Raw genomic sequence first — 22,857 nt, 5'->3', positions numbered from 1 at the left:
GATAACGCCTCCTAAGGTGAGTTCTGAGGGCTGCAACCCAGTACATACTCATCGTAGCGAGGCGTTCTTTTTTCTGCAAATTCAATCTATTAACACCTACAGGAATGTTAACGGGCAGAATACGTTGGTATCTAGGCTATAGAATGAGGATATAATGGGGGCATAAATACTAAATGAAAAGAAGTGATTCCCGTGTCTGTTAATGAATACTTAGAATCATTGTTAAGGGAAACTGTTTTAGAGTTTGTAAATGGTGATTTTGATAAGATTAGTGCGAAACTCATAGATGAACTTACGATTGAGGACATAAAAGAAGAGTTAAATAACTGGGGTGAACTTACTCCACCTCCTGATTCAGCATATAGAGATGATACTAATCGTATTGGATACAGCGATGGGTCAGGGTATGTCATTGAATTTGAACTATGGATAGATAATCAAAAAAGTGATTTGACATTAACTTGTGAGGTGCGATGATGAAGCATAAGAACTATGAAAACTTATACATTGTATACAGACAAATCAATGTCGAGATTTCTAAATGTCTTAAAAGAAAACTATCCAGGTATGAAGTCAGTATTGATTATGGATTGGATACCAGAACAAGGTGAAGATATACTTTCCTTGTTGATACGAACACAGTAGTTCAAATTGAACTTGATCGATATGAGATTCAAGCGGAACCTATCATAAGTACTAATCAAGTAGCTGAAATTATAAAAGGTCTTCGTAAAGGGGCTCAGATTAAACTAGCTGTCGCTATTGACCTAGCTGAGCATGCACTCTAAAGTAAATAAATGAGTGGCAACCCTCAACTAACGGTGAACTATAGTTGAACAAACATATATAGACTGCCGAGCGTATCCTGCAGATATTTTAGAAAGGGGGGGCTACATGGTAAATTTCGATAATTTCCAAGATCATAATGTCTTAGAAGATTTGGATTTAGAAAGCAAGTTAATATTATTTTTGGGGAATTTCCACCAAGATATGGGCTCTGTTGATGTGGCATTAGGATCATATCTTAACGAACAAAGTGAGAAATGGATTAAAATCACTTACGATTGTTGCAATGAGTTTTTAAATGACCATACAAAGACACAAACTGAAAAAGAACTCTTTGTAATGGATAATACACAAATCTATTTTCCTTTCATTGAAATGACCCCATTAGAATGGATCGAGTATGTAATTCATCGTATTGAAGAACGTCTTAAGAAATAATTTTCTTTGCACTGTTAAATTAAGCTATATGGGAACTTTAACGCGGCGATGGGACTATCCATCGCTTGTTTTCGTTTCTGTCGCTCTGCTCAACTATCGGGCAGTTATCTTCAGTGTTGACAAAGGGAATCTTCTGTCCTTTTGGTCACATGAAACTAAACTTTGAACGGTGTCGAGCTGATATCTAAAATAATAAGCCAGGAATAACCACAGTTAAAATTAGCGATAAAAATGGGATCGTTGAATTATTTAGATTAGGACTCTATTTATTTTGTCCAAGCAATTTAATATTTTTATCATAAGATAATTAGAAATTAGAAAAAAATTCCATAATAAAGAGGTTGTATAGCGATTGTACATTACTAACCTCAAATCATAAGGAGGTGTAAGTACTTTGAGTAAACTTGCTCAGTTAATGAATGTAATAATAGCAGTGGATATTATAGTTATTAAAAAAATTGAAGTCAAATATTTTAATGGTGTCGAATACAAATTAAAATTCGATGAAGACGATGACTCAACTGAAAGAGAAGCCGAACTTGAGGATTTTTTAGAAGTCATTGATTGGATTCAGGTCGAAGAAATTGAAATTGAACTGTACAGTGGAGGAAAAATAGAAATCGAATTTCCTGATGATTCGATATGTCCGACAGGAGCTACAGGTGCGACAGGAGCAAATGGAGCAAATGGAGCAACAGGTGACACAGGTGCAACAGGCGCTTCGGGTGCGACAGGAGCGACGGGTGCGACAGGAGCGACGGGTGCGACAGGAGCGACGGGTGCGACAGGAGCGACGGGTGCGACAGGAGCGACGGGTGCGACAGGAGCGACGGGTGATACGGGAGCTACTGGTGCAACAGGAACTACTGGAGCAACAGGAGCAACAGGTGACACGGGAGCTACGGGTGCAACAGGTGAAGCAGGAGCAACGGGTGAAGCAGGAGCAACGGGTGAAGCAGGAGCAACAGGAGCAACGGGAGCAATGGGAGCAACAGGAACAACGGGAGCAACGGGAGCAACAGGAGCAACAGGAGCAACAGGAGCAACAGGAGCAACAGGAGCATCAGGAGCATCAGGAGCAACAGGAGCAACAGGAGCAACAGGAGCAACAGGAGCAACAGGAGCAACAGGAGCAACAGGGGCTACCGGAGTTACAGGAGTTACAGGAGCAACAGGTGACACGGGAGCTACGGGAGCTACGGGAGCAACAGGTGAAGCAGGAGCAACAGGTGAAGCAGGAGCAACAGGAGCAACGGGAGCAACAGGAGCATCAGGAGCATCAGGAGCAACAGGAGCAACAGGAGCAACAGGAGCAACAGGAGCAACAGGAGCAACAGGGGCTACAGGGGCTACAGGAGTTACAGGAGGTACAGGAGGTACAGGAGGTACAGGAGTTACAGGAGCAACGGGAGCAACAGGAGCAACAGGAGCAACAGGAGCAACAGGAGCAACAGGAGCAACAGGAGCAACAGGAGCAACAGGAGCAACAGGAGCAACAGGGGCTACAGGAGGTACAGGAGGTACAGGAGGTACAGGAGGTACAGGAGCAACAGGAGCAACAGGTGACACGGGAGCTACGGGAGCTACGGGAGCAACAGGTGAAGCAGGAGCAACGGGAGCAACGGGAGCAACGGGAGCAACAGGAACAACGGGAGCAACAGGAGCAACAGGAACAACGGGAGCAACAGGAGCAACAGGAGCAACAGGAGTAACAATAACTCCGGCTTATGGATATGTTACTAAGACGAATCCAACAACTGAAGTATATAGTATTGGTGTTCCAATTCTGTTTGACACTCCTGGTCCTTTAAATTCCGTAGCTTTCATTTCACCATCCCGTTTGCAAATTCTTATAACTGGGATCTATCATGTGCAATATGCTGCTTCCTCTATTCAAAGTTCAAATTCTACTGCGACTATTGCCTCTGTTTATTTAAGGATAAGAGTTAATGGAGGAATACCTGTAACCCCCCAGTATCAGAGCAGATTGGAACTCCAACCTTCAGTTTTTATATCTCATAAAATTCCACAACATGGTTCAGCTATTTTACCTTTAAGTGCAGGAGATCTTATAACAATTGTACCTGATGGATCTAACAACAGTGTGTATGACACGGCATATTTACAGGTAATACAAATTGTATAAAGACGCCAAATATATGGTTGAAGCCCTTCCTATCGAGTGAACACACAATAGTATCGGACGAGTTTCAAGTTTTTGTTCGCTCAATGTACGATAATACTGATACACAGAGTCGATGCAATACTCCCGTTAAACACGATTTTAGACTCACATCAGCATCAATTTTTTGAACAGTATTGGCGAAAATATCTTCAGAATAGATGATAATATAGGGACACGAGTGTCTGGTGACAAGAACATATATGCTTAAGAAGCCGCTAACCGAGGCTTTTTTCATTTTAACGATATATGTTCTTGTCAAAAGCCAGTGACAAGAACATATATCGTTAGCCGACTTAGGACAAGAACTTGCATTGTTACCCGCGATTGATAATATTTCTCAATGAGTTTCAATTTATAGCTCACTTTTAATCAAATGCAAGGCTTTTGCAGGGCTCTCAATATCGGGGCCTTTTTTATTTATGGGATCAATTTCTTGTCAAAACCAGACGACAAGAACTTGATCCCATTTCCGTAATTCCTCGTAACGCAACCTAGCCTTTAGGCTGTGCCTGAATCTTGCGGGCGACCCGCTGACCGAGCCCGGCATCTGCTTGGGTGAGGTAGCCGAGTACGAACGTTTGCGTGCTGGGAGAGACAGCAGCCAGATTGGCACCCAGGTTATCGACGAGATGCTCCTGCTGAATTGGCGGAAGCGCCCTATAATACTGACCAGCCTGCGTAAAATCATCCTGCTTCGGGATATCGGATCGCGTCAGGCGTCCTTCAACAAATCTCCCGTTGCCGCTGGTGATCTGCGAGTCAGGCGTCCAGTTCAACTGATGATTAATCGGAATGCTACGGAAATCCGGTCCAAGCCGCCGCCGCTGCGAATCCGTGTAAATATTGGCGCGGCCTTGCAGCATTTTATCGTCGGAAAGTTCAGCGCCTTCCAGCAGGTTGGATGGGGAGAACGCGAGTTTCTCCACTTGCTCCTTATAATTGCTCGGATTGCGGTTCAAGACCAGCTTCCCGACCGGGAGCAGCGGGTACTGCCGTTCATCCCACAGCTTCGTATCGTCTAGCGGATCATAAGGGAGGGCGACCTCGTCTTGGGGGTTCATCAGCTGCACGTAGAGCCCGTATTCAATCGTCTTGCCAGCGTGCAGCGTGTCATACAAGTCTTGCGCGGCACAATCCGGATTCTCACCTGCGAGCCGGGCCGCTTCACTGCTGTCAATATACTGCGTGCCGGCGAGAGGCAGCCAATGATATTTGACGTAGCTTCGGAAACCTTGCGCGTTGACCCAGACGTATGTATTGACGCTGTGGCCCGGAATATGGCGCAGACTCTTGGCCGTGCCCGCGTCGGAGAAGAGCCAGAGGATAAGATGGGTCGCTTCCGGCGCCCGGGCGATGAAGTTCCAGAAAATTTCCGGGTTAATGAGGTTGTTAACGGGCGACGGCGAGAGCGCTTTAACCGCTTCCGGGAAACGGACGGCGTCCCTGACTAGGAACACGGGGATATGATTGAAGACCAGATCGAACACGCCATGATCCGTATAGAACTTTGTGGCGAAGCCACGTATGTTTCGGGACGTATCCGGCGTGCCTTTGTTGCTGACGGCCAGCGAAAATCTCACCGTGACAGGGACTTGCTGTCCCGGCTGCTGCAGAAAACAAAGCTTCGTGTGCGCCGACATGGCATGCGTCGTCTGAAAGTAGCCGAACGCGCCGCAGCCTTTGACGTGCACGGGCCTTTCCAGCAAGGTCGAATGCACGAATGTCTCCAGCGTTTCATGCAGCAGGCTGTCCTGTTCGAGGACGGGGCCTCGTTCGCCGACCGTTTGCGAGTGCTGTGCAGGCGGAGTCTGGCCCGGCCTGTTATCCGTGGCGATGGTCATTATTCTCGTTCATCCCTCTACCTCCTTTGGGTATATAGAAAGGTATGAGGAGGGATGCTTTTGCATGATTGAAGAACGACAGAAATATTGTTCTAAAATCGAGGAGAGTTTCATTCAAAAACAACATTATACAAATAGTTTACATTGGGGTTGGCAGCGACTTAAAGATCCACAATATGTGTTGAGAATGGTTAACACTTCTAGTAGATATTTAAAGTACTTTATTAATGATGATAGGGTTTGGTTTATTGTAGAGGATTACAAAGATAAAATGTGGCTATATGAAGGAGATACAAATTTTATTATAAAGAATGTTATTCCTGAACTTGTGCATCTAAGGGAACATTATTTAATTTCAAAAAAGTACAAGTGGTTATTATGCGTTAATCATCATGATATTGTGTTCGGATCAGGGTTAGAGGTAGTAAATAAGATGAAAAAGTTTGAGCAAATGAACTCAGAAGAAATTATTAGGACTTGATTGGTTCGCATTAATGGAACTCTTGCCCATACTTGATTACGCTAACGAGGAACGATAGTTGAATTAACCGCCTTTTCAAAGGGCGGTTTTCTTTAGGGCTAAAAACAACATTAAGGTTTAACATAGCCTAATATTTTAATGGCAGGATAGTTGAATCATTTCACAAATATCTCAAATATCGAGAATTTGAGAAGTTCATAAGGCGTTAACTGCACCTTCTGAAAGGAACCTAAAATGGATAATAGAAATCGTGAAGCTTATACGCGGATGCTTTTTTATGTGTTTTTACTCTTAAGAAGCTTATCCAATACAAAAAGGATGGACTTGTGGAAACCTTGGGAGTGGGTTCGACTCTATAGGAACATGAAGAAGATTAATTCTGTTTCAGATGCTTTTCATAATTTACCATATTTATTGTACGAAGATAGCTTTAGTGAAGAACAGTTTTGGAATTCCCTTTCAAGAGTCCTACCAATAGAATATGAATATTTAAAAGAAGATTATGAAGAAGTATATCAAGGAATTTACTCAATACCGTTTGAATTATCATTACCATGGGAAGTAATTAGCAATACAAATAGTAACTGGAGATATGTAAAAGAACTATTAACAGAGATAATGGATAGAGATTTTTTAAATTATTGTAAGGTATATGCAATTGCACAAAGAATTGATAACGATGATGTGTTATTTAGGGTAGTTGAAGATAGAACAGAATACTTTCTTGTTGCCCACCTAACCTGGAATAGATCCATTCCGAAAATGCAGAAATACGACTCCATTGATATATGGAAAGAACAATGTATGGATAAAGATAACCAAGATTATGTGTAGTTGCTCGAAGTAATTTATAAAAGCAGAATTAGGCAGACGACCTGTACCGCTTAACCGCATCGAATTTTTAAGCTAACGGTTGATGTTTGTTGAATACTACTCATATAGCGGCAATTGGTCACACGATCGGCTGCCGTTGTCTATTGAGGTAACGGGTAGGTTAGTTTCAACGTCCTAAGTGGATATAGAAAAAGTCTTTATATTCCATATAAAGGAAAAAACCAATTTATGAAGAATATAATATTCATATGGCAAATCATAATGAAGTTAAATGGAGATGAAGTGTTTATGTACATTTATCATGCGGTCCCAAAAAATATGATTGGTACAAAGTTAAAGTCTTTGAATGTTTTAAAAGAAACGAATTCAGAGCTCTACGAACAGTACATAACCAAATACAAACCTAACAGACTAATCCTCTTGGAAAGAATGGTTCCTAAATTAAACTGTTTATGGAATGATGTAATTCATTTTCTCCCAATACACCCCAATTTAGTTTACAAAGGGTTAGTTGAGGCAGGTGGAAACCCTGAAGTTACATTTAATCGTTTATTTTATAAGATTCCGATTGCCAAAGTTGATGATGAGGTAACCATTGCTCTTTATAAATATAGTAAAGCAAACTTCAAAGGAATATTTGATGAAATCGACAATTCGGAAATACAGTTGTTAGATGACATCCATGATGGATATAGAGAACTGGATAGCTTACCGGAAGTAACTGTTGACTATTATAGAGAGCAACTAAGTTTAGGAAATAGATTTGGTTTGTATCATTTTGTTCCTCATATTTTTATTAGAGGAGAAGTGGATATTGAAAATGTAGAGATAATTGATTGGAGTGAGAACCCTAATATAGCAATGGTCTAGATTGAAGTAACTGGGAACCATAGCTTAATACTGAATATACCAGGCAGCCAACATTACCGGCTGCCTTTTCTCCGTTAACGGGCAGAAATGTTCAATACTATATAAGAGGATTATGACTATAAACTGAAGAATAAACGGTATTACAGTGAAGAGAAACAAGTATGGAGGAGTATTCAGTCTTCTAAAAAGGCAGGTGAATTTATGCAACTGATCAAACGGATAACGGATAGTGATATTCTAGGTACTATTCCTGAATTTATGGACACGGTATCTCGCTATGGATCAAGAGGTGTCTTAGTTGATAACATGTTGAACGTTGCCATGATGTATATGTCAAAAACTAACTTTTACAAGTTACCTGGTGGAGGGGTAGATGAAGGCGAAAATACTGATGACGCATTTTTACGTGAAATCAAGGAAGAGGCTGGTTATGAAGCTGAAATTATTCATAATTTAGGGTATATCGAGGAGCATAAAAAAAGAAATGATTATATGCAGTTCTCCTACTGCTATATCGCAAAAGCACACAATAGTGTCAGTAATACAATGCTTAGTGAAAGCGAAATGCAATTGGGTATGGTGGTTAAATGGATGACACTAGACAAAGCATTAGAAGTGATGAATTATTCGCTTCTAAATTGTGCTGATTATTCATCTAAATTTATGATATTTCGAGATAAGACTATACTTGAAAAAGCAGTGAAAATATTAACTGGAAAAATCGATCACTCAACTAACTGGGAACGATAATTCAGTCACACAGGGAGTAGGTCGCCGTCGGCAACTGCTCCTTTTCAGTTAAAGTAACGGGCAGAAAAATGATGCATCTTTAAGTGAAACAAGGGTATTTGAGCATCGTATTGAATACATTAAATAATTAAATAAGATTGTAATGAGAAGTATGAATGTCATGATTTTTATACCTTATAGGGAAGGTGAATTCGTGGACGTAGATTATGATAAAATCAAAGAGCTATTACAAAATAGATTTCTAGATTGGGATATATATTATGAAAAATCAGGAATTACTTTCTGGATAAGTTTGAATGATGGAAAGTTAAATTATTATGAAATACAAGTAGTACCTGGCATAGGAGTAGGTTTAACAAACAGAATGAATATTCTTCCCCTCGATATTTCTTTTAATAGTCACGATTTAGCTTTTGACACAATTGAAGAAGCAGTTGATTATCTTGATAAGCTTGTTCACAACTAATTCATGTTGAACTAACGGATAAATATAGTTCAATCACAATATTACGGCAGCAGATATGCGTTTAGCACTCTTTTTTCAATGAAGTAACTGGCAGTTCAATATAAAGGGGGTATGAGATGAGTAAAAATAAGGTATTTATATCACTTCTCGTACTTTTAGCATTTTTATTCGGATATGTGGTTCGAGGGTTGACGAGTATAAATAGCTTCTCACACAAATGGGTCGTTTCATCAGAACCCCCGTTACCAAGTATAAAAATAAATGGAACTGATATTCCTGTATTTCAAGGCTCATATAGTTGGTGTAGCAGTATTTCTTTGGTTTTACAGAGCTGCAAATCTGTAGATATGATTTCAGCTGAAGATACCCTAAAAGAAAAGAAGGCTGAGCCGTCTATTGTAACCCCAAATGCATTGATCGAGACCAAAGCTCCTAAAGGTATTAAAGAATTCACATTAACTCGTCGTAATAATAAAGACAACAATGATCCATATCGAATACCATCTGAGAAAGGAATTTATTATTACAACATCCATTGTGATTGGTTTGCAGACCAAGGAAATGCGGAATTCTTTTTTGCTGTAGAGGTTAAGTAGTTGCGATTTTAAACTAACGGGACACGTATGTTTAATAATTATGGGGAGTTGCCTAGCAATCTGCTCATGTTATTGAAGTGAGAGGACAATAGAGATGAAAATAAATATAATCTTATTGAAAGTATTAGTTGCTCTTTTACCGAGCTTAACATTAATTTTCTTCTTAACTTACTATTTTCCAAACACAGGATTAGGTAGAATAATCGCATTTCCGTTAATTTTTGTTATAAATACAGCCTTAATAACTGTAGGAATAACCATTATTCATCGATTGAGGCAGCCTCTAATAACTGCTAATTGGGTGTTGATTTTACTATCTACTTTGGTAGTTACCATTTTGATTTATCCTCAAGAATATGGTCCAAGTGTAATTAGTCAATTGTGGAGTAAGATGCCCATCGGGCGTTGAACTAACTGAGAACGATAGTTCAAAACAAAACGGTTGCCACGGGGCAACCGTCATTGCGCTAACGGGCAGTAGAGCGGAATGGTAAATGTTATAATTAAAGACAGAAAGCGCAGCTAAAGGGGGATGAATATGAATTTCAAAGTGGAAATAAAGGAGAATCTCTTCGATAGCCTTAACCAACAACTGCTTGAAATACAAAATCTTGTTTCTGCATCGGCAGCATCTGTATTGATAATTCAAAATGCCGTTATTGTCAACGAGTGGTACTCTGGAACCCACGAACGCACAGCACATAGTCGGAAAGTGGACGAAAAATCTCAGTTTAATATTGGATCGACCCGTAAGACGTATTTAGGGTTCGCTATTAGTCTTGCGCTTTATGAAGGAAGAATAAAAAGCATTAACGATTCTGTCTCTGATTATCTTGATGATCTTGACAAAGACGTGGTTGCTGGCACAACCATTCGTCATCTTTTAACACATACACATGGTTTGAATGGACCATTGGAAAGAATGTTCCCAGCAGGGAGCGATTGGAAATATAATAACGCAGGCGTCAACCTTCTTATCAGGGTTGTCCAAAAAGTGTTCGACCGCTCCTTAGCTCAGGTCGTTGAAGAAGAGGTTTTGAAGCCATATGGGCTCTCCAAAACAGGGTGGAGAAAAGAAAACAATGAGCACCTCGTTTGGGTAAACGAAAACTATGCGGGAGAACAAGGAGGCGAAGCGAACCTCTTTGTTAGTACGCGGGAACTGGCATTTTGGGGATACTTGCATCTTACAAAAGGGAATTATGAAGGGGAACAAATAGTTCCTAAGCCCGTTTTTGAACAAACGGTGAGGATAATTACTCCATCCGCACTTGACGATACTTTGCCGCGAAATGGTTTCTTTTGGTGGAGACAGGATAAGCCCCGCCCGATGTCAGAACTCGGAGGACAACTTCCAATAGGGTCATTTCAATCACTCGGGATATTTGGGAATGCACTGTTGGTTATACCTGAACATAATGTAGTGGCAGTGCGAATGTTAAATCAGACCGAACGCAGTCCCGCAGGTTATGATTATTTAAAGGATATAAAAACTTTTGGAAATAAGGTTTTGGAGTGCATTTTGACTCAGGATGCATTACGCTAACGGTGAACGTTAGTTGATTAGCGATTTGTTTCATACACTTGTCTGAAGTACTTCAAAACTTAATTGGATTTCATCTTTTGTGAGTCCGATAACCACTTCAAAACTTTAATGACTCCCAACAACTTGTGTTGGAAGACATTAAAGTTAGACATTAAAGTCTTGAAGTAATCTCACATTATTTAAGGTCTTGAAGTAAAAAACTAAGTTTTGAAATTAAATAGGCGTTCACTCTATTGGGTGAATGCCTATTTAATTTTGTGTATGGAGGGTAATCCAGAATAGGGAAACTCTTATTCTGATCAAATGAACGCTTCCTGCGGGTAGTGGAAATAGCGCAATTTGGGAAACAACACACTGATTTCTCATTTACATTTTCTTGAGAACTAGTTAACACGGCAATAATAATGGGCTGGTAAGCTTGATTTATCAATAAGTCAAATTATTTTACTAAGAGAAATCGGCAACAATGGCGTGCTCTAAAAGGAGGATTATAGGTTTGAAAGAGAAGAAGTGGAAAACGAACATGGCGGGTTATGTGCTGCTCGCGCCTTCCTTGCTGGTGATTGCTATTTTTGTTCTCATCCCTATTTGTTACAGCGCTGGGTTGAGTTTATTTTCTTGGGATATGCTGCGGCCCACTCCAACTTATATCGGATTGGAAAATTATCAGAAACTATTTACGAATGCAGAATTTTATCATTCTTTGAAAATTACGTTTCTGTTCGCAGCGATGACCGTTCCTACGTCCATGCTGATTGCGCTAATCTTTGCATTGCTGCTGGACAAAGGTTCGAAGAAGCTGATGGTGACCTACCGTTCCATGTTTTTTGCACCGATGGTCACGTCTACCGTAGCTATTTCCGCTGTATGGATGTTTATTTTTCATCCGGATTATGGGCTGGCCAATGCTATATTGGAAAGCTTGGGGTTTCCCTCGCTACGTTGGTTAAATGACACGAACACGTCGCTCATTTCTCTGGCTATTATGTCGATTTGGAAGACGCTTGGCTACAACATCATTATCTTGCTTGCCGGGCTTCAAAATACGGATTCAAGCGTTTTAGAAGCAGCAAAAATAGATGGGGCGAATGAATTTCAAATCATCAAGCGGATCCGTATTCCGCTCCTAATGCCTTCCATTTTTCTGTTGCTGATATTGCTGACGATTGAACAGTTCCAGACTTTTACACAAGTAAATGTGATGACGAAAGGTGGTCCGGCCAAGAGCACGGAGTTGATCGTCGTTCAACTTTACCATTATGCTTTTGAGTTATTTCAAATGGGCTATGCTTCAGCGATATCCATGGTAATTTTTGGCATTGTGTTAAGTTTGGTGCTGATCCAAATGCTTGTAGTAGGCCGCAAAGTTCACTACCAATGATTGATAAAGGAGCGAATGAAGATGGAAACATTGTCACCGGCTACGGCATTGGAGAAGCACTCCATTACGCCTCACGATGATCAACCAACAAGACCCAAATCCATAGCAAAGCCGAGTCGATCCACAAAGGTCAGACTCAGCGCTTGGGTTACGCATTTAGTACTTTTCGCCTGTGCGTTATTTATGATACTTCCGTTTATCTGGATGTTCTTAGCGGCCGTAAAGTCAACGGAAGAAATATTCTCTGGCTCATTTCTTAGTTTACCAAAGGTTTGGCATTGGGAGCATTTTGTACAGGCTTGGAAGATGGCACCGTTTAGCCGCTTCTTTGTGAACAGTTTTGTGATGTCGGTAGGGGTTGTGCTAGGCCAGATTATCACATGCTCGATGGCCGCATTTGCGTTTTCATGGGTACCTTTGAAGGGGAAAAATATTCTTTTTATTTTAGTGGTAGCTTCGACGATCGTTCCATTTGAGTCAACCATGATTCCTTCTTATCTGGTGATCAAGGAGTTTGGGTGGATCAATAGCTATGCCGGACTAATTGCACCAAGTATAACAAGCGTGTTCGGCATATTTTTACTGCGGCAATTTTTCATGACGATTCCCCGTGATCTGATGGATGCTGCGAGAATGGACGGGTGTGGTCATTTCCGTACACTGCTACAGGTTGTGATGCCAATTTCCAAAACCGTCTTAGCAACGCTCAGCTTGTTTGCCTTTCTGCATGCATGGAACAACTACTTGTGGCCACTCCTTATTACAAATTCTTCGGAAATGCGGACTGTTCAGGTAGGACTTCGCTATATGATGGACGTGGAGAAGGGTATCCAATGGCCTCATTTAATGGCTGCGTCTACATTCATTATTATGCCTGTGCTTCTGTTTTTCCTGTTAACTCAAAGATATTTTGTTAGAGGGGTGATGCATTCCAGCGTGAAGTAAGCGTGAAGTGGTAGGTTGTGTCATAACAGAGATAGATTATCGGATAGGTCTGATCATTAATTAAATCTAAATTAAGTGGAGGAAATGAACTTATGAAAAAGGTTTTAGTAGTAATGATGTCGCTTTCCATTATTGGCTTGACAGCATGTGGCGTAGCCAAGGACGCCCAAACCAGTACTGCGACAACTAATGTTCCAGCAACGGCAAATTCGTCTGAACAAAAACAAGTGACACTAAGCTTATGGACAACGAACAAGGATATGCTAGCAGAACAGGTAAAAGCTTTTGAAGCGCAGCATCCTAACGTGAAAATAAAGGCTGAATTTATGGGCGGCTACGATGAAATGGCCCAGAAGGTTATGGCCGCAGTCGTTTCGAACACTCTTCCCAACGTCGTGCAGCTTGGTCAACGTTACGGGATTCCGCAAATGGCTGACAGCGGGAAGATGATTCCAATTGAGCAATTTATTAGCGATCAGGAGAAAAATGATGTATACCCTGCGTTCTGGGACCGTTTCCGTTACAAAGACAAACTTTGGACCATTCCGTTCAATAGCAGCACACCAATGTTATACGTTAATAAAACGCTGTTGGATCAAGCAGGATTAAAAGCACCGAACACATGGGATGAGTTGGTTACAACAGCTAAGGCTTTAACTAAAGACACGAACGGCGATGGAAAAATGGATGTTTGGGGTTTTAACACAGCGGCCGATTCCCCTTGGTATTTCCAACCGATGACTTGGAATCGCGGTGGCACGATTATCGACAAGAACGGAAAGGTGACGGTCAACGGCAAAGAAGCCGTAGAAGTACTTAAATCATTCCAGGATTTGGTCAATGTGGACAAAGCGATGGCACCGAATCAGCACAAAACCGCGGAAGAGGATTTTGCGTCGGGCAAACTTGCTATGATCTATAAATCCGGATCCGCGTTAGCTGCAACGCAAGATCAGGTTGGTAAGAAATTCGAGGTTGCTGTCGCTTTCCTTCCTATGATTAAGGATCGTAATGTGCCAATCGGTGGAAACAGTCTGGGTATCTTTAAGTCTACACCGGAAATGGAAAAAGCGTCATGGGATTTCGTTTCGTTCGCAACCAATACAGAGAATGCGGCGAAATTCAGCATGTCGTCGGGGTATGCGCCGATTAAAAAATCAGCGACGGCATCCGAACCGTTCCAAAAGAAATTGAAGGATGACCCTAGTTTCAAAACGATTATGGATCAAAACCAATATTTGAGAAACCAACCTATGCATCCTGCTGATTCACTAATCTGGAACGGTCTGGTCACCGCGCTCGAAACTGTGGAAGGGGATCCGAAGGCTGATCCGCAAAAAGTATTAGATAAGTTGCAAGCCGATGTAGATGGTTTTATGAAAACTTATAAATAAGGGAGTGGTTCGACAATGTTTATGAATTTAGCTCATCGTGGAGCCTCGGAATACGCACCAGAAAACACGTTTGCCGCCTTTTACAAAGGGATCGAAATGGGTGCCAATGGGATAGAAACTGATTTGAAAATGACAAAAGACGGTGTACTGATTTTATTTCATGACAATGAGCTTCAGCGCACCACCAACGGTCAAGGACTCCCTTCGGAATATACTTGGAAGGAGCTCCAAGAGCTCGATGCCGGTTCGTGGTTCTCACCCCTTTACACAGGTGAGCGACTGGTATCGTTTGAACAGTTTCTGCATTATTTCGCCAGGAAAAATATTATATATGCTTTAGAGTTGAAAGACAAAGGAATTGAGCGCTCTGTTCTAGAAATGATCAATCAATACGGCATCCGGAACCAATCGACGGTTACTTCTTTTTCGTACGATAATATCAAAGCCATGCGAGAGGCGGACTCTGACATAAGGATTGGACATTTGATCCGCAAAATTGATGTGGAAGCCATCGAGAGGCTGAAGGAAATCAACGCACAGCAAATTTGCCCATCCACCGAGCTGCTTACGGAAGAGGATGTCTTCCTAGCCAAATCAAACGGTCTAGAGGTTAGAGCATGGGGCGCATTTACCATGGAGCTTATGCATCATGCCTTGAAGTGCGGCGTCGACGGGACGACCATCAATTTCCCTGATAAGCTTACAGAAGTCATAACCATGCAAGAGGAGCCTAAATAGGAGGAAATACATTTGAACGAGGATTATAACAGCTTCCGATGGATGAAGCTTCATAACCAGAAAAAAGTGCTGGAGCTCCTCCATCAAGAGAAACTTATTTCACGCATTGACATTGCGCGAAGAGGCAATCTTCAGAAACAGACGGTGACCAATATTGTAAACGAACTGCTAACCGATCAATTAGTCACTGAGGAAGCTGTCCTTGCAAAAAAGGGGGTCGGGCGCAAGCCCGTCCTTCTTCGTTTGTTAGGGGAGAACCTGATTGCTGTCGGTGTTGAAGTAACGAAAAGCTACGTATCCGGTATGGTTATGGACTACAATAAGACGGTAATATATCAACATAAAATTATTTTTCCAGTACCTTTTTCTACGAATGAACCTTCATTTCAAGGGGAAGCTCTTCTCGATGCATTGATCGATCTTATCGACTTATTACTTGAGCATGTTCCTCATTCTGGTAAAAACCTAGGAATCTGTGTGGGAATTCAAGGAATTATTGACCCCGTCAAGGGTGAGGTGATTCATTCCCCTTATTTAGGATGGCACCATGTTGCTGTTAAGCAGCGCTTGGCAGAAAGGTACCCCGTACCTGTTTACGTTGAAAATAACGTTAGAGCTTTTGCCCGAGGAGAGGTCTGGTCGAGAACCGGGGAGAACGGTGCGGGTTTGAGCCATGCTTTATGCATTTACTTGGACGAAGGCGTCGGAGCGGCATTGGTTATGAACGGGCAAGTCTATACCGGAGCGAGTCACTATGCGGGTGAAATGGGCCACATGAAGATTAGCGCGGGCGGTCCCTTGTGTTATTGCGGACAAAGAGGTTGTCTCGAAGCTTATGTTTCCGTACAAAGAATTATGAATGAGCTTAATTTGACTGGCGGGGCGTTTTCTCAAACGATAAAGCGGCTTGAAGATGGGGATACAATGGCTCTTGCTGTATTAGAAGAAGTGGGACGGCACATTGGCTTCGTCATTGGCAATGTCTTAAATTTACTGAATTCTGCAGCGGTTATCATCGGGGGAGAGTTGACACTGGCATCCCGTTGGATTCAAGCGTCGTTAACCCAGACGTTAGGTCATACAGCAATTGCCACAATAATTGAAACGCCGATTTATTTTTCCGACTATAGTCGTAACAACTGTGCCTTGGGTGCAGCCGCACTCGTATTTCACGAATGGCTATTGCAATCGGGAGCCTGCAAAGGATGATAGTCAAACACCGCAATACGCTGTTGTTCTTCAGCTCGTTCTACTTTCTTTACTATGGAACTACGGCATTTAGTATGATTTACCTGCCTATTCTTTTGAAAAATAAATCACTACTCCCTGGAGAAATCGGAACGCTGCTTGGTATTGCTCCCATCGTCTGCCTGCTCGCACAACCGTTTTGGGGTTGGTTTAGCGATTCAATCGGCGGTGTGAAAAAGATTGTTTTACTTTGCATGGCAGGACTTACCTTCGGACTTGGAATTCTTCTGTTATTAGACAGTTCTTTGGGCTTATATACGAGTTTAATAATTTTCATGTTTTTTTCATGTTCGGTCGTACCTTTAACAGATTCATGGAATTTGACGCTGAGCACTCAAAATGGTTATACATTCGGCAGTTTGCGAATTTGGGGCAGCCTTGGTTTTGCTGCAGTCGCTCCATTTATGGGTTTGGTGACTTTTAAGTTCGGATCCACGGGGCTTTACGGTCTTTTTGTTGTGTCAATCCTTTTTGCTATGGTCGTTCTACTTCCGATTCCGGACGAAAAACGGCAGAAACCGGCTAGAGTGAATTTGCTGGTAAAGTTAGGAGCGCTCAAGAAGCCAGCGATTTGGACGGTTCTGCTGCCCTTATTTGTACTTGGCACAGGGGGACGCGCTGTTGATAGTTTTATCAGTATTTATATGACGCAGTCGGGGGTGTCAGAGCTGTTTGTGGGGCTTAGCTGGACATTAGCTGCTTTGAGTGAGATTCCGTTCTTTTATTTTGTATCGCGATGGATAGAAAAGATGGGGCCAATTCGGATATTAGCAGCGGCGTCTGCGGTTTATGCGGTTCGATGGTTCTTACTGTATATGTTCAGCGGCAGCGGAATATTCTTTGCCGTGCAGTTATTTCAAGGTGGTTCCTATGCGTTGATGTATGTCGGAGCTATGACATTTATTCGTTCGCAATTCCCGGAAACCCTTCGTTCTACGGCACAAATGATGACCTCGGTATGGTTGTTCAGCTTACCAGGGATTTTTGGGAACGGATTAGGCGGAATTGTGTACCAAACAGCACCACAGGCCTTATTTTTGTGTGCTTCCGCTTTAGCTTGTGTCGCCTTCATGATGTTACTTTTGTTTCCCCGGTACCAAAGGTTGTTTTCATGCAAAAAAGTTGAATAAGACTACAATCAAATTCCCATCCAGTTTCTTGAGGTTAAGATAGATTGAAGTTTACTTGAGTATTTACTGTTGGATTAGCAAAATGGCTAATCCAACAAGCGATATCACAATAAACAGGGAGCAAACTGCCGTGGCAGCCGCTCCCTGTTTTCATTCAAGTAACGGGCAGATTACGTAAATAGTCATTTATGGTAAAATACCCTTAAAAGGGGGGAATAGTCTTGGATGATAATATCTGTAAAGCAGTTGCAAATGGTGAAATCGAGTACGTAAAATCCCTTATTTATAAAGGTATTAGTGCAAATTATAAGTGTATAAATAGTGGACATTCCTTACTAAATATAGCTGTAGAAAATGAACAAGTAGAGGTAATAAAATTCCTGCTTCAGAACGGGGCGGATATAAATTTAAACAGTTTTGAAGGGTGGACGCCATTACATGTAGCGGTGGATATATCCATAGACGGTACAATTCAAGCGGGTGGAAGTCCTGGAGAGGAACCAAAAGAATTAATAAAGTATTTGTTGGATTATGGTGCGGATAAGACTATCTTGGATTGTAACGGTAAAACCCCAATAGATATTGCAAAAGATTATAACTCACAAAAAATAATAGAATTCTTAGCAAACTACTAGCTCTCAGTTTGCTAACGGAAGTTTGCTTCAACATGGAAAGCAGGTTATAACATGAAATTTCAGCAATTAAATATTGGATGGGGAGCAGAACCTAATGCTCCTGACCCACAAATAGAAATTGATAATACCCTAGGTAATTTGAAATTGATATTTTATTTGAATCCATTCAAGTATAAGGATGTTGAAGAAGATACAAGGGCTGAAAACGAATTTAATAATTGTTATATGTTCAGATTAGGGTCACCAAATGATGAAGGATTCTACAAAGGGAAATGTAGATTTTCAAAAACAGGAATTAAATGGGGAGAATTTTATCAACTTGAAGAAAAAGATTGGAAAAACAAATTTCCAGAAGACAAGGTAATGGTGTTGAAGCAACCGAAAAATGAAGAGGAATTATTACATTTCCTATTTTACTTTAGGGATGAAACATTTGAATGCTTGGCTAATGATTTCCAATATAAGATTTTTAAAAGGATGATTAATGATTCCAATTAATATCGAGTCATGGAACTATCGAAAGAACGATAGTTCCAACCTAAGAGTGGAGGTAGTTATGCTAGATTTAAATAAGTCTTTAGAGGTGAGGTAATCGATGGGGAAAATTGGGGAGATCCTGAGGAGGGAGCCACTGGTTTGATAAGAAAGTGTCTTACATTAAGAAGAAAACCTCTTAAGGACTTTACAAATGATGATCTTACCCGGATGATATTACAAAAATTTCCTCTAAATTACCTTGTCCCTATAGCCATTACAAGATTAATTGATAACCCGTTGAACTCCGGAAATTATTATACGGGAGATCTCTTATGTTCACTACTAAAGGTTAATCAGGATTTTTGGAAGGATAATTTAGAACTTAAAGAAGAATTCGATTTGATTGTATTTCATTTTCTCCAAGCGTATGAGACAATAATTCCCCTTATAAAGGATTATCAGGATAAAAACGACTGAAGAAAATACTTCTGGATGTTGGTTTTAGTATTTAACTATCGATGATCGATAGCGTAATGCATGCAGAGAAACGGCAACCAACGTAATGGCTGTTGTTTTACGAGGGCAGGTTAGTATAATCACTAGAATTTGAGTAGTTCGTAAAAAAACTATATGAGAGTCTTTACAAGAGGGAGTGATGCTGTATCGAATGGATTCAACTGGAGTTTTTCGCAGGCCATCCCTACGGATACATGAAATTGCGTTATCAGCCCGACGGTATGATGGAGTACACTTGCAACGGAGAGGACTTGCCGTACGCCCTTCCGAACGGACACCGATGGATGGCCTCCAAGCGAGTCTACCAAAACCTTGCAAAGGTTATTCTGTCCCGCCCGTGGGAGCAGGAAGTTGATACGCGTCTGGAGCAAGGGATGGTGTGCGATGGATGGACGGATATACTTACTTGGTCGATTAAGGGAATAACGGAAAAGCAAACCTTTGTTATCGGCAAGGGGCCTGTCGGTCTGCTCAAAATTATGGAGCGGATTCAGCGATTTGCGAAGGATGCGGAGAAGAACTATCCTAACCATATCGTGGTCGTTATGGAATCGATTATCCAGCAGAAAAATATAGGGAGTATTTGAATGAAGCACATTTAAGATTACGTAATAAGCTAGTAAAGTTAATTCAAGATAAAAAACTGGTTGTGGTTGACTCTAGTTTTTGGCAACGTTCAGAAAGGGATGAACTTAAACAGCTTATTGAAAACTCTGGAGGTAAATGGAGACTTATTTATTTGAAAGTACACCCTGATGAATTGCGAAAGCGCCTTAAGAAACGAAGCGAACGTTTTGATGCAAATGCAGCTTTTACTATAACTGAAGAAATTTTAACAACCTTTCTTAACGGATTTGAAGAACCAAGTGATGAAGGGGAAATTTTGTTATAGAAAATTAGAGAAAGTTCCGTATAACATGTCTTAACAATTAAGTAAGATTTCAGATGGGTTACTTTTATATATGTTCTTGTCACCCGACAACCGACAAGAAGATAATATGGGCATACCAAGACTTAAATCACACTTACTTACATATACTTACATATGTATAAAATACGGATTTTGTGAAGAAGTAGTTATAAAGAATTCCCCAACCAGACGATTGCTGTTGTTTCTAAGTCGTCCTACGACACTATTGCTGTTTCTTTCTAGATTCTTCGTTACCCCCCATAGAAACAAAGAAGCCACGATGATATTATCATCGCGGCCACATCGCGGCCAACTACTTAATTAAACAATTTGGGACGGTTTCTCGCTTCAACATGTGTTCTCGATACTCAGTCGGTGTTAATCCTGTGTATTTTTTAAAAGTTCGCAGGAAGCTCCTCGTATTCGCATAACCTACTGCATCCGATACATCATTTACTTTAATCGACTTATCTTTCAATAGCTCCATGGCAGCCTTGATGCGAATCTCAATCATATAATCGATAAAATTGCTCTCTGTGTGATCTTTAAACAATCTGCTGATATAAGGAGGAGTCAGATGAAACATGCTGGCCAGTCGTTCCAAAGATAGATCATGCTCTTGATAATGCGTACGAATATAATCCAGCATTCGCTCAATCGTCTCATTCTTCCCGCGTTGGCTGCGCTTTTCCTCTATTTGTGATGCCAAGCCCTCGAGAATATCGCCGACCAACTGTTCCGCTTCCTTCCAGTTTTCACACTTTGCGATACGCTCATAAATGCTGCTTAATGGCCCCATCGATATTTCTGGTTCAATCCCAATCGCACTTACGGTTTGCAGTGACTTCATCATGAGATCGTAACACAGCTGCCTAATCAGCTCCGGTGGAAGATTACTTTCGACTGATGCACGAAAGGTATCTGACAAGTAAGCAAGCATCTTACCGCGATCGGTCTGCCTTAAAGCTTCCATGACTGGATCAGACATTCGGCTGAGCTTGTAATAATCTTGTCGGTCTGGTGGCTGTAAATCGTCTACAGATATCACCGAGTGCTTACCGAAAATCATTTTATAGAGTAGTGCCTTTTGTGATTCATCGAACGAACGTGGTATCTCCTGCATATCCATACGGCATGTGCCTACACCAACCGTCACTGACAAACCGAATTGTTTTTTCATAATATCGAGAATCAATTCAAGAATGACCAATGTCCGCAAATGATTTTGCTCTGGGTCACCTTCAGCAAAACTTAGCAAGACGGCTGCCCTGCCGCCTCCTAAGTCAATAGCTGCTCCCGCATGCTCTGATCGAATCAGCTCTTCCGTAACATTACAGAACATATAGGTGTACAAGGCTTCGTCACGCGGTGACAGTTGTTCTCCATCTTTGCTAATTTCTGCTGTACACACAAGGAAGCGCTCCGGATACATGCGTATCCCCTGAAACTCCAAATGATGATACACCGCATGGAAATCAGAACGACTGCCATTCAATAGCTCCATTATGATCTTCCATTTGAGCATTGGCTTCGAATCCCTCACATGCTGCTCCAAGTGATCACGGTCTGTTAGGATTTCATCGAAAATATGCTCTAAGCTGCTAAGTCCAATGCTCTCAGTCCCCTGTCCTCTTCCCTTCTTCATACCAGACATCTTGCCTGCTAATCGGTCTAACGGCTTAAAGGTCCAGCGATTCACATAGAACAAGGCAGACAACGCGAGGCCGAACATGATAACGGCAAAAATGAGCAGCAGATTGCGTGTAACTTTAAGGGGTTCAAATACCGTCGTTTCCGGCATAATGCTGACAACTTTCCATCCCGTATATGCACTTGTCCGATAAAATACAGACTGCTGCACGCCATCCAATTTAACGTTAAACGAACCGCTATCCGAATCTGTTAGTATCGTAGTTATATAGGGTAACGACTTCATATTGCGGTAAAGCTGAGTTTTATCATCATGAGTAACGACGTTCCCTTCTGCATCCAGAATGAAGAAATGACCGGGATGACCATCCTCATAGATCGTCTTAATCATTTGGAACAATTCATCCTCTTGAATACTAATGGCCATGAGACCCTTCCTAAAGCCGGGACTGCTGAGGGCAGGAAAACTACGGACCAAGGTAATTACATCCTCTGTTTTTTGTCCATCCCATACTTTCTGGGTCGACAACCACTTGAAATATTCCGGCATATCCAAATATTGGGCTAACCAATTAAACTCTGTCGAGGCTTGTTTTAAAAAGGTTTCTTCGGTCATTAAATCTCCGCTGACATGAGAATAAGCAAAAACAGAGGAGTAATTCGGATTATTCGCGATAAAATCCCTTAGCCTTGTAGTCAGTGTGTAATGGATACTGTATCTTTGTGCATCATCACTATAGCTATTATTCATAAAATAAATAAACTCCAACCCCTCGGCCATGGAGAGCAAATCCTTTTCCGTCTGGCGAAAGGCACCTTCGATCTTGGAGTCGACTTGTTTCAATAGTGCAAGATTCGTATCTTTCAAATCCTTTTGCAGCCTACCCACTGTCCCCGTATAGGACAGCCAGAAGGTTAGGCTGATAATAAAGAGGAATACGATGCCATAAATCATCATGGCCTTCGCAGAAATACTGTTTCTCATGGTAGGCCCTCCATTCGGTCGTGCATTTGTTCTTATTGTATCATTAACACGACCT

General features: G+C 41.4%; 23 protein-coding genes. 21 read left to right on the top strand and 2 right to left on the bottom strand.

Annotation, left to right across the window (positions count from 1 at the left end):
• Nucleotides 1–192: 192 nt before the first annotated feature.
• From AC58QO_RS06035 to AC58QO_RS06025, 3 genes are all read left to right on the top strand, one after another.
• A complete protein-coding gene (locus AC58QO_RS06035; RefSeq protein ID WP_497264338.1) occupies nucleotides 193–477 on the top strand; it encodes a DUF7668 domain-containing protein in 285 nt (94 codons plus the stop codon).
• A gap of 417 nt (nucleotides 478–894) precedes the next feature.
• On the top strand, nucleotides 895–1,224 hold the full coding sequence (locus tag AC58QO_RS06030; RefSeq protein WP_497264337.1) for a contact-dependent growth inhibition system immunity protein: 330 nt from the start codon (nucleotides 895–897) through the stop codon (nucleotides 1,222–1,224).
• A 394-nt stretch (nucleotides 1,225–1,618) separates the two neighbouring features.
• Entirely contained in the window at nucleotides 1,619–3,370 is a 1,752-nt protein-coding gene (locus tag AC58QO_RS06025) for a hypothetical protein (protein WP_497264336.1), read from the top strand.
• A 530-nt stretch (nucleotides 3,371–3,900) separates the two neighbouring features.
• Here the strand turns inward: AC58QO_RS06025 and AC58QO_RS06020 are convergent.
• Complete coding sequence (locus AC58QO_RS06020; RefSeq protein ID WP_497264335.1) at nucleotides 3,901–5,250, bottom strand: catalase; 1,350 nt, start codon at nucleotides 5,248–5,250, stop codon at nucleotides 3,901–3,903.
• 64 nt (nucleotides 5,251–5,314) lie between these two features.
• On the opposite strand from AC58QO_RS06020, the gene AC58QO_RS06015 reads away from it, so the two are divergent.
• The 18 genes from AC58QO_RS06015 to AC58QO_RS05930 all read left to right on the top strand — a co-directional run bounded on the left by AC58QO_RS06015 (nucleotide 5,315) and on the right by AC58QO_RS05930 (nucleotide 20,149).
• Complete coding sequence (locus AC58QO_RS06015) at nucleotides 5,315–5,731, top strand: DUF6756 family protein (RefSeq protein WP_497264334.1); 417 nt, start codon at nucleotides 5,315–5,317, stop codon at nucleotides 5,729–5,731.
• Between the two features lie 363 nt (nucleotides 5,732–6,094).
• Nucleotides 6,095–6,565: a hypothetical protein gene (locus AC58QO_RS06010; protein WP_497264333.1), complete on the top strand. Its 471-nt coding sequence runs from the start codon at nucleotides 6,095–6,097 to the stop codon at nucleotides 6,563–6,565.
• 228 nt (nucleotides 6,566–6,793) lie between these two features.
• Nucleotides 6,794–7,435, top strand: a complete 642-nt coding sequence (locus AC58QO_RS06005) for a group-specific protein (RefSeq protein WP_497264332.1) — start codon at nucleotides 6,794–6,796, stop codon at nucleotides 7,433–7,435.
• Between the two features lie 201 nt (nucleotides 7,436–7,636).
• Nucleotides 7,637–8,185 carry an NUDIX hydrolase gene (locus tag AC58QO_RS06000; RefSeq protein WP_497264331.1) on the top strand — a complete coding sequence of 183 codons (549 nt, stop codon included), beginning with the start codon at nucleotides 7,637–7,639 and terminating at the stop codon, nucleotides 8,183–8,185.
• Between the two features lie 193 nt (nucleotides 8,186–8,378).
• Nucleotides 8,379–8,651: a hypothetical protein gene (locus AC58QO_RS05995; protein WP_497264330.1), complete on the top strand. Its 273-nt coding sequence runs from the start codon at nucleotides 8,379–8,381 to the stop codon at nucleotides 8,649–8,651.
• A gap of 116 nt (nucleotides 8,652–8,767) precedes the next feature.
• The gene (locus tag AC58QO_RS05990) at nucleotides 8,768–9,247 is read left to right on the top strand and encodes a hypothetical protein (RefSeq protein WP_497264329.1); all 480 of its coding nucleotides are present in this window, start codon (nucleotides 8,768–8,770) and stop codon (nucleotides 9,245–9,247) included.
• 538 nt (nucleotides 9,248–9,785) lie between these two features.
• Nucleotides 9,786–10,793, top strand: coding sequence for a serine hydrolase domain-containing protein (locus tag AC58QO_RS05985; protein WP_497264328.1), 1,008 nt, complete (start codon nucleotides 9,786–9,788; stop codon nucleotides 10,791–10,793).
• Nucleotides 10,794–11,289: 496 nt separating this feature from the next.
• Nucleotides 11,290–12,174, top strand: a complete 885-nt coding sequence (locus AC58QO_RS05980; protein WP_497264326.1) for a carbohydrate ABC transporter permease — start codon at nucleotides 11,290–11,292, stop codon at nucleotides 12,172–12,174.
• Nucleotides 12,175–12,195: 21 nt separating this feature from the next.
• A complete protein-coding gene (locus AC58QO_RS05975) occupies nucleotides 12,196–13,119 on the top strand; it encodes a carbohydrate ABC transporter permease (RefSeq protein ID WP_497264325.1) in 924 nt (307 codons plus the stop codon).
• Nucleotides 13,120–13,211: 92 nt separating this feature from the next.
• Nucleotides 13,212–14,513: an extracellular solute-binding protein gene (locus AC58QO_RS05970; protein ID WP_497264324.1), complete on the top strand. Its 1,302-nt coding sequence runs from the start codon at nucleotides 13,212–13,214 to the stop codon at nucleotides 14,511–14,513.
• 15 nt (nucleotides 14,514–14,528) lie between these two features.
• Nucleotides 14,529–15,251 (top strand): glycerophosphodiester phosphodiesterase, encoded by a 723-nt coding sequence (locus AC58QO_RS05965; RefSeq protein ID WP_497264323.1) that lies wholly within the window; start codon nucleotides 14,529–14,531, stop codon nucleotides 15,249–15,251.
• Nucleotides 15,252–15,263: 12 nt separating this feature from the next.
• Nucleotides 15,264–16,460 carry an ROK family transcriptional regulator gene (locus tag AC58QO_RS05960; RefSeq protein WP_497264322.1) on the top strand — a complete coding sequence of 399 codons (1,197 nt, stop codon included), beginning with the start codon at nucleotides 15,264–15,266 and terminating at the stop codon, nucleotides 16,458–16,460.
• Nucleotides 16,457–17,629: an MFS transporter gene (locus AC58QO_RS05955; RefSeq protein WP_497264321.1), complete on the top strand. Its 1,173-nt coding sequence runs from the start codon at nucleotides 16,457–16,459 to the stop codon at nucleotides 17,627–17,629. Before AC58QO_RS05960 ends, AC58QO_RS05955 begins: the two co-directional genes overlap by 4 nt.
• A gap of 221 nt (nucleotides 17,630–17,850) precedes the next feature.
• Nucleotides 17,851–18,264: an ankyrin repeat domain-containing protein gene (locus AC58QO_RS05950; protein ID WP_497264320.1), complete on the top strand. Its 414-nt coding sequence runs from the start codon at nucleotides 17,851–17,853 to the stop codon at nucleotides 18,262–18,264.
• Between the two features lie 51 nt (nucleotides 18,265–18,315).
• Nucleotides 18,316–18,762 (top strand): hypothetical protein, encoded by a 447-nt coding sequence (locus AC58QO_RS05945; RefSeq protein ID WP_497264319.1) that lies wholly within the window; start codon nucleotides 18,316–18,318, stop codon nucleotides 18,760–18,762.
• A 93-nt stretch (nucleotides 18,763–18,855) separates the two neighbouring features.
• Complete coding sequence (locus tag AC58QO_RS05940) at nucleotides 18,856–19,218, top strand: contact-dependent growth inhibition system immunity protein (protein ID WP_497264402.1); 363 nt, start codon at nucleotides 18,856–18,858, stop codon at nucleotides 19,216–19,218.
• A 233-nt stretch (nucleotides 19,219–19,451) separates the two neighbouring features.
• Nucleotides 19,452–19,844, top strand: coding sequence for a hypothetical protein (locus AC58QO_RS05935; RefSeq protein WP_497264318.1), 393 nt, complete (start codon nucleotides 19,452–19,454; stop codon nucleotides 19,842–19,844).
• The gene (locus tag AC58QO_RS05930; RefSeq protein ID WP_497264317.1) at nucleotides 19,841–20,149 is read left to right on the top strand and encodes a P-loop nucleotide/nucleoside kinase family protein; all 309 of its coding nucleotides are present in this window, start codon (nucleotides 19,841–19,843) and stop codon (nucleotides 20,147–20,149) included. Before AC58QO_RS05935 ends, AC58QO_RS05930 begins: the two co-directional genes overlap by 4 nt.
• A gap of 331 nt (nucleotides 20,150–20,480) precedes the next feature.
• Here the strand turns inward: AC58QO_RS05930 and AC58QO_RS05925 are convergent, their stop codons facing one another.
• Entirely contained in the window at nucleotides 20,481–22,802 is a 2,322-nt protein-coding gene (locus tag AC58QO_RS05925; protein ID WP_497264316.1) for a helix-turn-helix domain-containing protein, read from the bottom strand.
• Nucleotides 22,803–22,857: the final 55 nt, after the last annotated feature.

The sequence above is a fragment of the Paenibacillus sp. J31R30 genome (assembly GCF_059692115.1).
The sequence above is the reverse complement of the archived record's forward strand: the minus strand, read 5'-3'. Positions and strand labels throughout refer to the sequence as shown.

Excerpts from the sequence above, each read along its gene's own strand:
- AC58QO_RS05965 (WP_497264323.1), top strand. The coding sequence starts at position 14,529 with ATGTTTATGAATTTAGCTCATCGTGGAGCCTCGGAATACGCACCAGAA.
- AC58QO_RS06010 (WP_497264333.1), top strand. The coding sequence starts at position 6,095 with ATGAAGAAGATTAATTCTGTTTCAGATGCTTTTCATAATTTACCATAT.
- AC58QO_RS05935 (WP_497264318.1), top strand. The coding sequence starts at position 19,452 with ATGAAATTGCGTTATCAGCCCGACGGTATGATGGAGTACACTTGCAAC.
- AC58QO_RS05955 (WP_497264321.1), top strand. The coding sequence starts at position 16,457 with ATGATAGTCAAACACCGCAATACGCTGTTGTTCTTCAGCTCGTTCTAC.
- AC58QO_RS05975 (WP_497264325.1), top strand. The coding sequence starts at position 12,196 with ATGGAAACATTGTCACCGGCTACGGCATTGGAGAAGCACTCCATTACG.
- AC58QO_RS05925 (WP_497264316.1), bottom strand. The coding sequence starts at position 22,802 with ATGAGAAACAGTATTTCTGCGAAGGCCATGATGATTTATGGCATCGTA.
- AC58QO_RS06015 (WP_497264334.1), top strand. The coding sequence starts at position 5,315 with ATGATTGAAGAACGACAGAAATATTGTTCTAAAATCGAGGAGAGTTTC.
- AC58QO_RS06005 (WP_497264332.1), top strand. The coding sequence starts at position 6,794 with ATGAAGAATATAATATTCATATGGCAAATCATAATGAAGTTAAATGGA.
- AC58QO_RS06020 (WP_497264335.1), bottom strand. The coding sequence starts at position 5,250 with ATGACCATCGCCACGGATAACAGGCCGGGCCAGACTCCGCCTGCACAG.
- AC58QO_RS05990 (WP_497264329.1), top strand. The coding sequence starts at position 8,768 with ATGAGTAAAAATAAGGTATTTATATCACTTCTCGTACTTTTAGCATTT.
- AC58QO_RS05985 (WP_497264328.1), top strand. The coding sequence starts at position 9,786 with ATGAATTTCAAAGTGGAAATAAAGGAGAATCTCTTCGATAGCCTTAAC.
- AC58QO_RS05970 (WP_497264324.1), top strand. The coding sequence starts at position 13,212 with ATGAAAAAGGTTTTAGTAGTAATGATGTCGCTTTCCATTATTGGCTTG.
- AC58QO_RS05945 (WP_497264319.1), top strand. The coding sequence starts at position 18,316 with ATGAAATTTCAGCAATTAAATATTGGATGGGGAGCAGAACCTAATGCT.
- AC58QO_RS06000 (WP_497264331.1), top strand. The coding sequence starts at position 7,637 with ATGCAACTGATCAAACGGATAACGGATAGTGATATTCTAGGTACTATT.
- AC58QO_RS06030 (WP_497264337.1), top strand. The coding sequence starts at position 895 with ATGGTAAATTTCGATAATTTCCAAGATCATAATGTCTTAGAAGATTTG.